The sequence below is a fragment of the Pseudomonas sp. 14P_5.3_Bac1 genome (assembly GCF_025466135.1).
In the GTDB taxonomy this organism is placed as follows: domain Bacteria; phylum Pseudomonadota; class Gammaproteobacteria; order Pseudomonadales; family Pseudomonadaceae; genus Aquipseudomonas.
This window is the reverse complement of record NZ_JANLOF010000005.1, coordinates 86,244-97,869: the sequence shown is the minus strand read 5'-3', so window position 1 is coordinate 97,869 and position 11,626 is coordinate 86,244. Positions and strand designations below refer to the sequence as shown.

General features: G+C 61.5%; 12 protein-coding genes. 11 read left to right on the top strand and 1 reads right to left on the bottom strand.

Annotation, left to right across the window (positions count from 1 at the left end; genetic code table 11):
* Nucleotides 1-144: 144 nt before the first annotated feature.
* From urtA to NTD89_RS00950, 11 genes are all read left to right on the top strand, one after another.
* Nucleotides 145-1,353 carry an urea ABC transporter substrate-binding protein gene (gene urtA / locus NTD89_RS01000; protein WP_262206143.1) on the top strand — a complete coding sequence of 403 codons (1,209 nt, stop codon included), beginning with the start codon at nt 145-147 and terminating at the stop codon, nt 1,351-1,353.
* Nucleotides 1,354-1,519: 166 nt separating this feature from the next.
* The gene (urtB, locus tag NTD89_RS00995) at nt 1,520-2,437 is read left to right on the top strand and encodes an urea ABC transporter permease subunit UrtB (RefSeq protein ID WP_177410123.1); all 918 of its coding nucleotides are present in this window, start codon (nt 1,520-1,522) and stop codon (nt 2,435-2,437) included.
* A 10-nt stretch (nt 2,438-2,447) separates the two neighbouring features.
* Nucleotides 2,448-3,611 (top strand): urea ABC transporter permease subunit UrtC, encoded by a 1,164-nt coding sequence (gene urtC, locus NTD89_RS00990; RefSeq protein ID WP_262206142.1) that lies wholly within the window; start codon nt 2,448-2,450, stop codon nt 3,609-3,611.
* Nucleotides 3,608-4,366: an urea ABC transporter ATP-binding protein UrtD gene (gene urtD / locus NTD89_RS00985; RefSeq protein WP_177018230.1), complete on the top strand. Its 759-nt coding sequence runs from the start codon at nt 3,608-3,610 to the stop codon at nt 4,364-4,366. Before urtC ends, urtD begins: the two co-directional genes overlap by 4 nt.
* 10 nt (nt 4,367-4,376) lie before the next feature.
* On the top strand, nt 4,377-5,066 hold the full coding sequence (gene urtE, locus NTD89_RS00980) for an urea ABC transporter ATP-binding subunit UrtE (RefSeq protein ID WP_145165737.1): 690 nt from the start codon (nt 4,377-4,379) through the stop codon (nt 5,064-5,066).
* 219 nt (nt 5,067-5,285) lie between these two features.
* A complete protein-coding gene (gene fmdA, locus NTD89_RS00975) occupies nt 5,286-6,515 on the top strand; it encodes a formamidase (protein WP_262206141.1) in 1,230 nt (409 codons plus the stop codon).
* A gap of 2 nt (nt 6,516-6,517) precedes the next feature.
* Nucleotides 6,518-6,865, top strand: a complete 348-nt coding sequence (locus NTD89_RS00970) for an FmdB family zinc ribbon protein (RefSeq protein ID WP_145165735.1) — start codon at nt 6,518-6,520, stop codon at nt 6,863-6,865.
* A 15-nt stretch (nt 6,866-6,880) separates the two neighbouring features.
* Nucleotides 6,881-7,924, top strand: a complete 1,044-nt coding sequence (locus NTD89_RS00965; protein ID WP_262206140.1) for an aliphatic amidase — start codon at nt 6,881-6,883, stop codon at nt 7,922-7,924.
* 3 nt (nt 7,925-7,927) lie between these two features.
* Entirely contained in the window at nt 7,928-8,884 is a 957-nt protein-coding gene (locus tag NTD89_RS00960) for an AAA family ATPase (RefSeq protein ID WP_262206139.1), read from the top strand.
* 67 nt (nt 8,885-8,951) lie between these two features.
* The gene (locus NTD89_RS00955) at nt 8,952-9,524 is read left to right on the top strand and encodes a DUF2239 family protein (protein ID WP_262206138.1); all 573 of its coding nucleotides are present in this window, start codon (nt 8,952-8,954) and stop codon (nt 9,522-9,524) included.
* Between the two features lie 25 nt (nt 9,525-9,549).
* Nucleotides 9,550-10,905 carry an MATE family efflux transporter gene (locus tag NTD89_RS00950; RefSeq protein ID WP_242198400.1) on the top strand — a complete coding sequence of 452 codons (1,356 nt, stop codon included), beginning with the start codon at nt 9,550-9,552 and terminating at the stop codon, nt 10,903-10,905.
* Between the two features lie 7 nt (nt 10,906-10,912).
* Here the strand turns inward: NTD89_RS00950 and NTD89_RS00945 are convergent, their stop codons facing one another.
* Nucleotides 10,913-11,488: a TetR/AcrR family transcriptional regulator gene (locus NTD89_RS00945; RefSeq protein ID WP_262206137.1), complete on the bottom strand. Its 576-nt coding sequence runs from the start codon at nt 11,486-11,488 to the stop codon at nt 10,913-10,915.
* Nucleotides 11,489-11,626 lie beyond the last annotated feature (138 nt).

The window sequence follows — 11,626 nt, the reverse complement described above, 5'->3', positions numbered from 1 at the left end:
GGGGCAAGCCCGCTCGCCACAACTTGCCCTGAAACAGTGCGCAACGGCATACGTCAAATGACGTACACCGTTACGTCAGGCTGCGTATACCCGCGATGGCCGGCTGCCGCCATGCTGAACCCCTCATTGCAGAGGAGTCGCCCCATGGCACCACGATTGATCCGCTCCACACCGCTGTTGGCCTTGTCCTTACTGGCGGCCGCTCTGTTCAGCCAGGGCGCGCTGGCCGATAACGAAGGCCTGGCCGTGACCCCTACCGAAGTCACCGTCGGCCAGTTGCACTCGGCCACCGGCACCATGGCGATTTCCGAGACCGGCTCGATCCAGGCTGAGCGCCTGGCTATCGAACAGATCAACGCTTCGGGCGGGATCCTGGGACGCCAGATCAAAGTGATCCAGGAAGACGGCGCCTCCGACTGGCCGACCTTTGCCGAAAAAGCCAAGAAGCTGCTGGTCAACGACAAGGTTGCCGCCGTGTTCGGCTGCTGGACGTCGGCTTCACGCAAAGCCGTGCTGCCGATCTTCGAGAAAGAAAACGGCTTGCTCTACTACCCGACCTTCTATGAAGGCCTGGAACAGTCGAAAAACGTCATCTACACCGGCCAGGAAGCCACCCAGCAAATCCTCGCCAGCCTTGACTGGATCGCCAAGACCAAGGGCGCCAAGACCTTCTACCTGGTCGGCTCGGACTACATCTGGCCACGCACCTCGATGAAGATCGCGCGCAAGCACATTGAGAACGTGCTGCACGGCACCGTGGTCGGCGAAGACTACTACCCGCTGGGCAACACTCAGTTCGGCTCGTTGATCAACAAGGTCAAGCTGAAGAAGCCGGACGTGGTGTTTGCGGCCGTGGTCGGCGGCTCCAACGTGGCGTTCTACAAGCAACTCAATGCGGCGGGTGTGAATTCGTCCAAACAAACCCTGCTCACCCTGTCGGTCACCGAAGACGAGTTGCTCGGCATCGGCGGCGAAAACATGGCCGGCTTCTACGCCTCGATGAAGTACTTCCAGAGCCTGGACAACCCGAACAACAAAGCCTTCGTCGAAGCCTTCAAGGCCAAGTACGGCAAGGACGCGGTCATCGGCGACGTGACCCAGGCGGCGTACCTCGGCCCTTGGTTGTGGAAAGCGGCGGTGGAGAAGGCCGGCAGTTTCGACGTGGATAAAGTCGTGGCGGCAAGCCCTGGCATCGAGCTGAAAAACACGCCGGAAGGCTACGTGAAGATCCACGAGAACCATCACCTGTGGAGCAAGTCGCGCATCGGCGAAGTGCAGCCCAACGGGCAGTTCAAGGTGATCTACGAGTCGGATCTGATCGAGCCGAACCCGTTTCCCAAGGGTTACCAATAACCCCCAGGCACACGGAGTTTCAAACTGTGGGAGGCGGCTTGCCCCCGATAGCCGTGGGTCAGCCACAGCTTTATAAGCTGACCCACCCTCATCGCGGCAAGCCCCTTCCCACATAAGGCAAAACGGCACAAGCCTGCATTTCATCTCTCTGTAGGAGACCATCATCATGGAATGGCTATCGGAATTTGGAGCCATCGCGGCGATGCAGGGGTTCAACGGTTTGTCCGTGTTCTGCGTGCTGTTGCTGATGGCATTGGGGCTGGCGATCATTTTTGGCCAGATGGGCGTGATCAACATGGCCCACGGCGAGTTCCTGACCATCGGCGCCTACACCACCTACGTGTGTTCCAGCCTTACCGCGCACTTTGCGCCAAGCTTTCAACCCTATTACTTCTTCGTTGCCATTGCCCTGTCATTCCTCGTTGCCGGTGCCATTGGCTGGCTGGTGGAGTGGGCGATGATCAGCCGGTTGTACAAGCGTCCGCTGGACACCTTGCTTGCCACCTGGGGGTTGTCCCTGGTGATGCAGCAAACCTTTCGCTCGGTGTTCGGCGCGCGTGAAGTCAGCGCCGAACCGCCGGCCTGGCTGATGGGCTCGGTGAATTTCACCGATGCCATCGAGATCCCGCGCAACGGCCTGTTCATGATGGGCCTGACCCTGCTGCTGACCGCCGCGATCTTCCTGATGCTGTACCGCTCGCGCTGGGGCCTGCAGGTGCGCGCCACGGTGCAGAACCGCCTGATGAGCCGCGCGGTGGGCATCAATACGCGCAAGGTCGACCGCATGACCTTCGCCCTCGGCTGCGGCGTGGCCGGTGTCGCGGGCGCGGCGTTTACCACCATTGGCTCCACCGGGCCGACGGCGGGTTCGCAGTACATCGTCGACACCTTCCTGGTGGTGGTGTTCGGCGGCGCGCAGAGCCTGTTCGGCACCATCGCCTCGGCGTTCGTGATCGCCCAGACCCAATCGCTGTCGGAGTTTTTCCTCAGTGGCTCGATGGCCAAGGTACTCACGTTGTCCTCGGTCATTCTGATCCTGATGCTGCGCCCGCAAGGGTTGTTCTCCATCAAAGTGCGCAAGTAGAGGCGAGCAGATGAAGGCTTTAGACAAGCTGCTGGGCGGCCAGCAAAATCTGATTGGTATCGTGTTGTTGGCATTGCTGGTACTGGTGGTATTTCCCCTGACCCTGGACGCGTTCCGCCTGAACATGGTCGGCAAATACCTGACCTATGCGTTTGTCGCCGTGGGCCTGGTGCTGTGCTGGGGCTATGGCGGCATTCTCAGCCTGGGGCAGGGTGTTTTCTTCGGCGTCGGCGGTTACTGCATGGCGATGTTCCTCAAGCTGGAAGCCTCCGACCCCGAGAGCACCAAGATCCAATCCACACCGGGCATCCCGGACTTCATGGACTGGAACCAGATCACCGAACTGCCCTGGCTGTGGCAGCCGTTTCACAGTTTCAGCTTCACGCTGGTAGCGGTGATTGCGGTGCCGGTGCTGCTGGCGTTCATCATCGGTATGGCGCTGTTCAAGCGGCGCGTGGGCGATGTGTATTTCTCCATCGTCACCCAGGCGATTGCGCTGATCCTTACCGTGCTGATCGTCGGCCAGCAAGGGCTGACCGGTGGCGTCAACGGCATCACCGACCTCAAGACCCTGCTGGGCTGGGACCTGCGCACCGACAGCGCGAAAATGATCCTGTACTTCATCAACGCCGGCTTGCTGTTCGGCTGCATCTTTATCGGCCGTTTTATCCTCGCGTCCAAGCTGGGCCGGCTGCTGATGGCGATGCGCGACAAAGAAGAGCGTGTGCGGTTTTCCGGCTACGACGTGGCCAGTTTCAAGATCTTTGTGTTCTGCGTGGCCGCCGCGTTTTCGGCGATTGGCGGGGCGATGTTTGCCCTGCAGGTGGGCTTTATGTCGCCGTCGTTCGTGGGCATCGTGCCGTCAATCGAGATGGTGATTTTCGCCGCGGTGGGCGGGCGCATGTCACTGCTCGGCGCGGTGTATGGCGCGCTGCTGGTGAACTACGGCAAGACCTACTTTTCCGAGTCCTTTCCTGAATTATGGCTGTACCTGATGGGCGGGCTGTTTATCGCCGTGGTCATGTATTTCCCCAATGGCCTGGCTGGGTTGTGGGACAGCCACGGTCGCCAGGCATTGGCCAGACTGCTGCGGCGCACACCCGTGGCGGCGCCCCCGGTGAGTCCGGCGGTTAAACCCAAGACTAAAAGCAACATCCTGGAGACCCAGCCATGACCGCCGTCGGCTTTGAAATGAAAAAACCGGTGTTGGCCATTGAAGGCCTCACCGTGTCGTTCGACGGCTTCAAGGCGGTCGACAACCTCAACCTGTACATCGACCGCAATGAAGTGCGCGTGGTCATCGGCCCCAATGGCGCCGGCAAGACCACGGTGCTCGACCTGATCTGCGGCAAAACCCGCGCTACCAGCGGCAGCATCCAGTTCGACGGCCAGGAACTGACTAAGATGCGCGAGTACAACATCGTGCGCGCCGGCGTGGGGCGCAAGTTCCAGAACCCGTCGATCTACGAAAACCTCACGGTGTTTGAAAACCTCGAGATGTCTTATCCCGCCGGGCGCAAGGTGTGGGGCGCGCTGTTTTTCAAGCGCAGCGCTCAGGTGGTTGCGCGGGTCGAGGAGGTGGCTAGAGAGATTTTTCTCGGGGATTTATTGCAGCAACAGGCCGACCTGCTGTCCCACGGGCAAAAGCAGTGGCTGGAAATCGGCATGTTGCTGATGCAGGACCCGGAGTTGCTGATGCTCGACGAGCCGGTGGCAGGCATGAGCGTGAATGAGCGCGCGCAAACCGCCGAATTGCTCAACCGCATCAGCCAGGGCCGCTCGGTGCTGGTGATCGAGCACGACATGGAGTTCGTCAAAAGCATCGCGCATAAAGTCACGGTGCTGCACCAGGGCAAGGTGCTGGCCGAGGGCAGCATGGAGTCGGTGCAAAGCAACCCGAAAGTCATTGAAGTGTATTTGGGCCACTGAGGAATCCGGCATGTTCAAGATCGACCAGTTGTCCTGTGGTTACGGGCAGAGCCAGATCCTGCACGATCTGCAACTGAACGTGGCCAAGCGCGAGATCGTCGCGGTGATGGGCCGCAATGGCATGGGCAAGACCACGCTGTTCAAGAGCCTGATGGGCATTCTGCCGCAGTGGCAAGGCCAGGTCAGTGTGGACGGGCACGATGTGTCGGCGCTGGAAACCCATGAGCGGGTGGCGCGCGGGATTGCCTATGTGCCCCAGGGCCGCATGATTTTCCCGAGCATGACGGTGCTGGAAAATATCCAGACCGGGTTGCCAGCGTCGGCCCGCGGCAAGGTGCCGGAGGATTTGTATGCGCTGTTTCCGGTGCTGCATGACATGCAGTCGCGCAAGGGCGGCAACCTGTCCGGCGGGCAGCAACAGCAGTTGGCGATTGCGCGGGCGCTGGCGACCAACCCCAAGGTGTTGTTGCTCGACGAGCCGACGGAGGGCATCCAGCCGTCGATCATCAAGGACATTGCGCGCACGCTCAAAGAGATTCGCAACCTGCGCGATTTGACCATCGTGGTGTCCGAACAGGTGCTGTCGTTCACCCTGGAGATTGCCGACCGCTTTCTGGTGATCGAGAAGGGCCGCTTCGTGATCGAAGAGACCCGCGACCGCGTGGATGAAGCGACCATCAGCCGCTACCTGTCTGTCTAAAACAACACAGTTCTAATGTGGGAGCGGGCTTGCTCGCGAAAGCGGTGTACCAGTCGACTTATCTGTTAACTGACACACCGCTTTCGCGAGCAAGCCCGCTCCCACAGTTGTTTTGTGTCTGCTTTGAAAATCTCATACGTCATCCAACGTATTTCCGGTTTTCCCTGGCTCCCCGAGACTGGATTCCACGCACCAGACCATCCGCTCAGGAGCCAGTCCATGACCGAAACGCTGATCAAAGTCGACCTCAACCAGCCCGTCACTGAAAACGAAAATATCCATAACCGCTGGCACCCGGATATCCCGATGGCGTGCTGGGTGAAGCCCGGCGATGACTTCATTCTGGAAACCTACGACTGGACCGCCGGCGCGATCAAGAACAACGATGACGCCAGTGACGTGCGCGACGTGGACCTGTCCACCGTGCATTACCTGTCAGGCCCGGTGGGTGTGCACGGCGCCGAGCCGGGTGATTTGTTGGTGGTGGACTTGCTCGATATCGGCGCCAAGGCGGATTCGCAATGGGGCTTCAACGGCTTCTTCTCACGGCAGAACGGCGGCGGTTTTCTCACCGATCATTTCCCCAGCGCACAAAAAGCCATCTGGGATTTCAAAGGCATGTTCACCCGTTCGCGGCACATTCCGGGGGTTAACTTTGCCGGCCTGATCCACCCCGGCCTGATCGGCTGCCTGCCCGACCCGGTGATGCTCGCCGACTGGAACCGCCGCGAGCAGGAACTGATCGATACCAACCCGACCCGCATGCCGCCGCTGGCCAATGCGCCACTGGCCGCCACCGCGCACATGGGCAAGCTCAAGGGCCAGGCCCGTGACGATGCGGCTGCGACCGGCGCGCGCACGGTGCCGCCGCGTGAGCATGGCGGTAACTGCGATATCAAGGACCTGTCGCGCGGTTCGAAGATTTTTTTCCCGGTCTATGTCAACGGTGCCGGGTTGTCGGTGGGTGACCTGCACTTCAGCCAGGGCGACGGCGAAATCACATTTTGCGGCGCCATCGAAATGGCCGGCTGGGTGCACATGAAGGTCGAGCTGATCAAGGGCGGCATGGCCAAATACGGGATCAAGAACCCGGTGTTCAAGCCCAGCCCGATCACGCCGAACTACAAGAATTACCTGATCTTCGAAGGCATCTCGGTGGACGAACAGGGCCAGCAGCACTACCTGGACGTCAACGTCGCCTACCGCCAGGCCTGCCTGAATGCGATCAACTACCTGACCAAATTCGGCTACTCGCCGGCCCAGGGCTATGCCTTGCTCGGCTCGGCGCCGGTGCAGGGGCATATCAGCGGTGTGGTGGATATTCCGAATGCCTGCGCGACCTTGTGGCTGCCGACGGAAATCTTCGAGTTCGACATCAACCCCAATGCCAACGGCCCCACCCAGTTCCTCGACGGCAGCGTCGACCTGCCCATTGCCCCGGACCTGTAGCCATGCCGACCTACGAATATGCCTGTGACACCTGCGGCACGTTCACGATGTTGCGGCCCATCGCCCAGCGCAACGAGCCCAGCCAGTGCCCGTACTGCGAAGGGCCGGGCGGTCCGCTCAGGGTCTCGGCCCCGGCACTGCAAACGCTGTCGGCCAACCAGCGCAAGGCTATCGCCGGCAACGAGCGCAGCGCCCATGCGCCGCAAACCGTCGGCGAATACCAGCAAAGCCGCAAACATCCGGCCGGTTGCAGCTGCTGCGGCACCCGCAAGAAAGTCGAGCCGAGCAAGGCCAACCCCTTGGGCCTCAAGACCAGGACCGGGCCACGGCCGTGGATGATCAGTCACTAGACCAGGAGTGATGTTATGCGTCATGGCGACATTTCCAGCAGCCCGGACACCGTCGGTGTCGCGGTGGTGAACTACAAGATGCCGCGCCTGCATTCCAAGGCCGAGGTCATCGACAACGCGAAGAAAATCGCCGGGATTATCCTCGGGATGAAGCAGGGCTTGCCCGGCATGGACCTGGTGGTGTTCCCCGAATACAGCACCATGGGCATCATGTACGACCACGACGAGATGATGGCCACGGCCGCGAGCATCCCCGGCGAAGAGACGGCGATTTTCTCGGCAGCGTGCCGCCAGGCAAACACCTGGGGCGTATTTTCCCTGACCGGCGAGCGCCACGAGGAGCACCCGCACAAGGCGCCGTACAACACGCTGGTGCTGATCAATAACCTCGGCGAAATCGTGCAGCGCTACCGCAAGTGCATCCCCTGGTGCCCCATCGAGGGTTGGTATCCGGGTGACCGCACCTATGTGTGCGACGGGCCCAAGGGCATGAAGATCAGCCTGATTATCTGCGACGACGGCAATTACCCGGAGATCTGGCGCGACTGCGCGATGAAGGGCGCCGAGTTGATCGTGCGCTGTCAGGGTTATATGTACCCGGCCAAGGATCAGCAGGTGCAGATGTCCAAGAGCATGGCCTGGGCGAATAACTGCTATGTGGCAGTGGCCAACGCGGCGGGGTTCGATGGGGTGTATTCGTACTTCGGCCACTCGGCGATCATCGGCTTTGACGGGCGCACCCTGGGTGAGTGCGGCGAGGAAGAGATGGGCATCCAGTACGCGCAACTGTCGGTGTCGCAGATTCGCGATGCGCGGGCCAACGACCAGTCGCAGAACCACCTGTTCAAGTTGCTGCACCGTGGCTATACCGGCATGCATGCCTCGGGCGATGGCGACAAGGGCGTGGCGGACTGCCCGTTCGAGTTCTACCGCACCTGGGTGCTGGACGCGCAAAAGGCTCAGGAGAATGTCGAAAAAATCACCCGCAGCACCGTGGGTGTCGCCGAGTGCCCGGTGGGGCAACTGCCCCATGGCGGCAAAGAAAAAGGGGTGGAGTAGGGCATGCGGTTTACCTTTGAACCGGCGCAGGTGATGGCGCTGTTGCGCAGTCGCATCGTTGGCCAGGAGGCGGCGCTGGCGCAGGTGGAGCGGCTGCTCAAGGTGGTCAAGGCCGATATCGGCGAGCGCGATCGGCCATTGAGCGTCAACCTGTTCATGGGCCCGACCGGCGTGGGCAAAACCGAAATCGTGCGCCTGCTGGCCCAGGCGCTGCATGGCCGGGCCGACGGGTTTTGCCGCATCGACATGCACACCCTGGCCCAGGAGCATTACGCCGCCGCGCTGACCGGCGCGCCGCCGGGGTACGTGGGCAGCAAGGAAGGCATCAGCCTGTTCAACAGCGAATTGATCCAGGGCAGCTACAGCCGCCCTGGCATCGTGTTGTTCGATGAACTGGAAAAAGCCAGCCAGGAGGTGGTGCGCAGCCTGCTGGGCATTCTTGATAACGGCCAACTGACCCTGGCGGGTGGCACGCGCACCCTGGATTTTCGTAACAGCCTGATTTTCATGACCAGCAACATCGGCGCGCACCAGGCGCGTCGTCATCGCCAACGCTTCGCCCAGGGCTGGCGGCGGCTGCTGCGGGTATTTGTGCGGGGCGAAGCGGCGGTGTTGGAAGAGGCGTTGCACGGGCATTTCGAGCCGGAGTTTCTCAACCGCATCGACCGTATCCTGATGTTCGAACCCCTCGACAAGCGCTGGCTTGATGCGCTGCTGGACGTGGAGCTGGAGAAGCTCAACCAGCGTCTGGCGGCGCACCAGCGCTCATTAAGCATGGATGCGTCGGCGCGGGCATGGTTGTGTCGCCAGCACGACGCACGGTTTGGCGCGCGTGCGCTGGGCCGCCGTGTACGGGTGGAGCTGGAGCCGGCGATCGCGGAGTGCTTGCTGCGCGATCCTGCTGTGCAAGGGATGCGAGTAGCGGTGCGGGGTGAACACTTGGACGTTTCGCGACAATAGCCTTGCATGCTGACCAATTAGGGCTAATATGATCCGGGTAAAACAAATAACATCCGGGTAATAAGCCATGCCTACGCAACATACATCGCTGTGCACTGCCTTCTTCCGTCACCAGCGCGTGGCGGCCGGCGCCTATTCGGCGGTGGCCGAAACCCTGGCAGGGCTGGACCTGACAGCCGGCACCTTCCTGGTCTTTGATGACGCCACCGGCGCCCAAGTCGATTACCCATGGCCTGGCGGTTATGTGCCCGAGCAACCCGCAGACACAGCAATCGACGAAGAGCCTCCCGCAACCCCAACGGTGGGCCGCCCGAAGCTGGGTGTGGTCGCGCGGGAAGTCACGCTGCTGCCGCGCCACTGGGAATGGCTGGGCCAACAACCCGGCGGCGCCTCGGCGGCCTTGCGCCGGTTGGTGGATGACGCGCGAAATGCCAGCGCTGGCCGTGATCAGGCGCGCCAGGCCAAGGAAGCCAGCTATCGTTTCATGAGCGCCATCGGCGGCGACCTGCCTGGGTTTGAAGACGCCTCGCGGGCATTGTTCGCTGAAGATGCGGCGGCCTTCGCCAGCAAGATCGGGCACTGGCCGAAGGATGTGCAGACGTACCTGGCCTGGCTGTCGCGCAATGCTTTCCCCGTCTAACAATAATTCCGGGACTCGAACGACCATGGAAGTCACTCAGCAACGGCCGTTGTGGCAGATCTACCTGATTTTTTTGGCACCGATGGTGCTGTCCAATTTTCTGCAAAGCTTTTCCGGCACCCTCAACGGCATCTATGTCGGGCAAATGCTCGGCACCCAGGCACTGGCGGCGGTGTCGGGGATGTTTCCCATCGTGTTTTTCTTTATTGCCCTGGTGATCGGCCTGGGGGCGGGCGCTTCGGTGCTGATCGGCCAGGCCTGGGGCGCGCAGGAAACCGGAATGGTGAAGGTGATCACCGGTGCGACGCTGACCCTTGGCGCGCTGGTAGGCCTGATCGCGGCGGTGCTCGGCAGCCTGTTCGCGCGCCCGGCCCTGCAGGCGCTGGGCACCCCGATGGATGTGCTCGACGATGCCGTGGGTTATGCCCAGGTGATGATGCTGATCATGCCGCTGCTGTTGGTCTTCATCCTCTACACCCAGTTGCTGCGCGGCGTCAGTGACACGATCTCGCCGCTGCTGGCGCTGATGGTCTCGACCCTGATCGGCCTGTTGCTGACGCCGGCGCTGATTCGTGGCTGGATCGGCCTGCCGCCCATGGGCATCCAGAGCGCGGTGTACGCGGGGCTGGTCGGTAATGCCTCGGCGATGCTGTTTTTGATCCTGCGCCTGCGCCACAAGAACCATGTGATGGCGCCGGACCGTGAATTGCTGGCTGCCTTGCGCCTGGACCGGGCGATCCTCGGCAAAGTGCTGCGCATCGGCTTGCCGACCGGCTTGCAGATGGTGGTGTTGTCGCTGTCCGAATTGGTCATTCTTGCGCTGGTCAACAGCCACGGTTCCCAGGCCACGGCGGCGTATGGCGCGGTGACGCAGATCGTCAATTACGTGCAGTTCCCGGCGCTGTCGATTGCCATTACCGCTTCGATCCTCGGCGCCCAGGCGATTGGCGCCGGGCGCCTGGAGCGAATCGGGCCGATCCTGCGCACCGGCCTGTTGATCAACACCTGCCTGACCGGTGGATTGATTGTGCTCGGCTACCTGTTGTCGCACTGGCTGCTGGGGCTGTTCATCACCGACGACGCCGCGCGGCTTAATGCCGAGCACCTGCTGCACATTATGCTCTGGAGCGTTTTGGTCTTTGGCTTCCAGGCGGTAGTGGGCGGGATCATGCGCGCCAGCGGCGTGGTGCTGATGCCGGTCGCTATCTCGATTTTCTGCGTGCTGTGTGTGGAGCTGCCGATGGCGTATGTGCTCAATGCGCACTTCGGCCTGCAAGGTGTGTGGATGGCGTTTCCGGTGACCTACCTGGCGATGCTGGCGCTGCAGACTGCGTATTACCGGCTGGTGTGGCGGCACAAGCAGATCAAGCGGCTGGTGTAGCGCGGGCTTATTGCTTCAAGCCGCGCAGCAGTAACTCCAGACCCTGCAAGCCTTGCTCCAAACGGTCGCCCGGGTGTTCATCGCGGGCGATCCACAGCGCGGTGTTGACCAGGCTGCCATTGATCAATTGCGCCAGCGCGACGCTGGGGCCCTGTTCGATGGCTCCGGCCTGCATCAAGCCCTCAAGCAACTGGCACAGCGACGCGACGCAGTGTTGCTGCGACCCGGTATCGCCGAGCACGGCCGGCGCATCCTGCAAAACGATGCGTTGGATTTCGTCGTCCTGGGCCATGCGCAAATACGTTCGGCAGCGTTCGCGAAAACCTTCCCACGGGTCCTGGGCCTGATCGGTGATGTGCTGCAGTCGCGCGTCCATTTCGCTGTCGAGTTGGGCGACCACGGCGGCCAACAGGCCTTTCTTGTCACCAAAGTGATGGTACAACGCACCACGGGTCAGGCCGGCGCGCGCGGTGAAGTCGTCCATCGACGTGTTGGCATAGCCCTGTGTGGCGAAGGCTTGGCGGGCGCTGGCGATCAGGCGGGCGCGGGTTTCTTCGATTATTTCGGCACGGGCTCGGCTCATGGGGTGGGCTCGCGAGGGTGTTTGAGGGTTTGACATACGCCGCGTATGTTACGCATGATTTTGCCACATACGCACCGTATGTATTTTGCCTTGATGCCTGCCGATAGCAAGCTTCAAGGTCTTGAGGAAGAGGTCAAG

Coding starts and splice junctions, on each gene's coding strand:
- urtA (WP_262206143.1), top strand. CDS start 145: ATGGCACCACGATTGATCCGCTCCACACCGCTGTTGGCCTTGTCCTTA.
- urtB (WP_177410123.1), top strand. CDS start 1,520: ATGGAATGGCTATCGGAATTTGGAGCCATCGCGGCGATGCAGGGGTTC.
- urtC (WP_262206142.1), top strand. CDS start 2,448: ATGAAGGCTTTAGACAAGCTGCTGGGCGGCCAGCAAAATCTGATTGGT.
- urtD (WP_177018230.1), top strand. CDS start 3,608: ATGACCGCCGTCGGCTTTGAAATGAAAAAACCGGTGTTGGCCATTGAA.
- urtE (WP_145165737.1), top strand. CDS start 4,377: ATGTTCAAGATCGACCAGTTGTCCTGTGGTTACGGGCAGAGCCAGATC.
- fmdA (WP_262206141.1), top strand. CDS start 5,286: ATGACCGAAACGCTGATCAAAGTCGACCTCAACCAGCCCGTCACTGAA.
- NTD89_RS00970 (WP_145165735.1), top strand. CDS start 6,518: ATGCCGACCTACGAATATGCCTGTGACACCTGCGGCACGTTCACGATG.
- NTD89_RS00965 (WP_262206140.1), top strand. CDS start 6,881: ATGCGTCATGGCGACATTTCCAGCAGCCCGGACACCGTCGGTGTCGCG.
- NTD89_RS00960 (WP_262206139.1), top strand. CDS start 7,928: ATGCGGTTTACCTTTGAACCGGCGCAGGTGATGGCGCTGTTGCGCAGT.
- NTD89_RS00955 (WP_262206138.1), top strand. CDS start 8,952: ATGCCTACGCAACATACATCGCTGTGCACTGCCTTCTTCCGTCACCAG.
- NTD89_RS00950 (WP_242198400.1), top strand. CDS start 9,550: ATGGAAGTCACTCAGCAACGGCCGTTGTGGCAGATCTACCTGATTTTT.
- NTD89_RS00945 (WP_262206137.1), bottom strand. CDS start 11,488: ATGAGCCGAGCCCGTGCCGAAATAATCGAAGAAACCCGCGCCCGCCTG.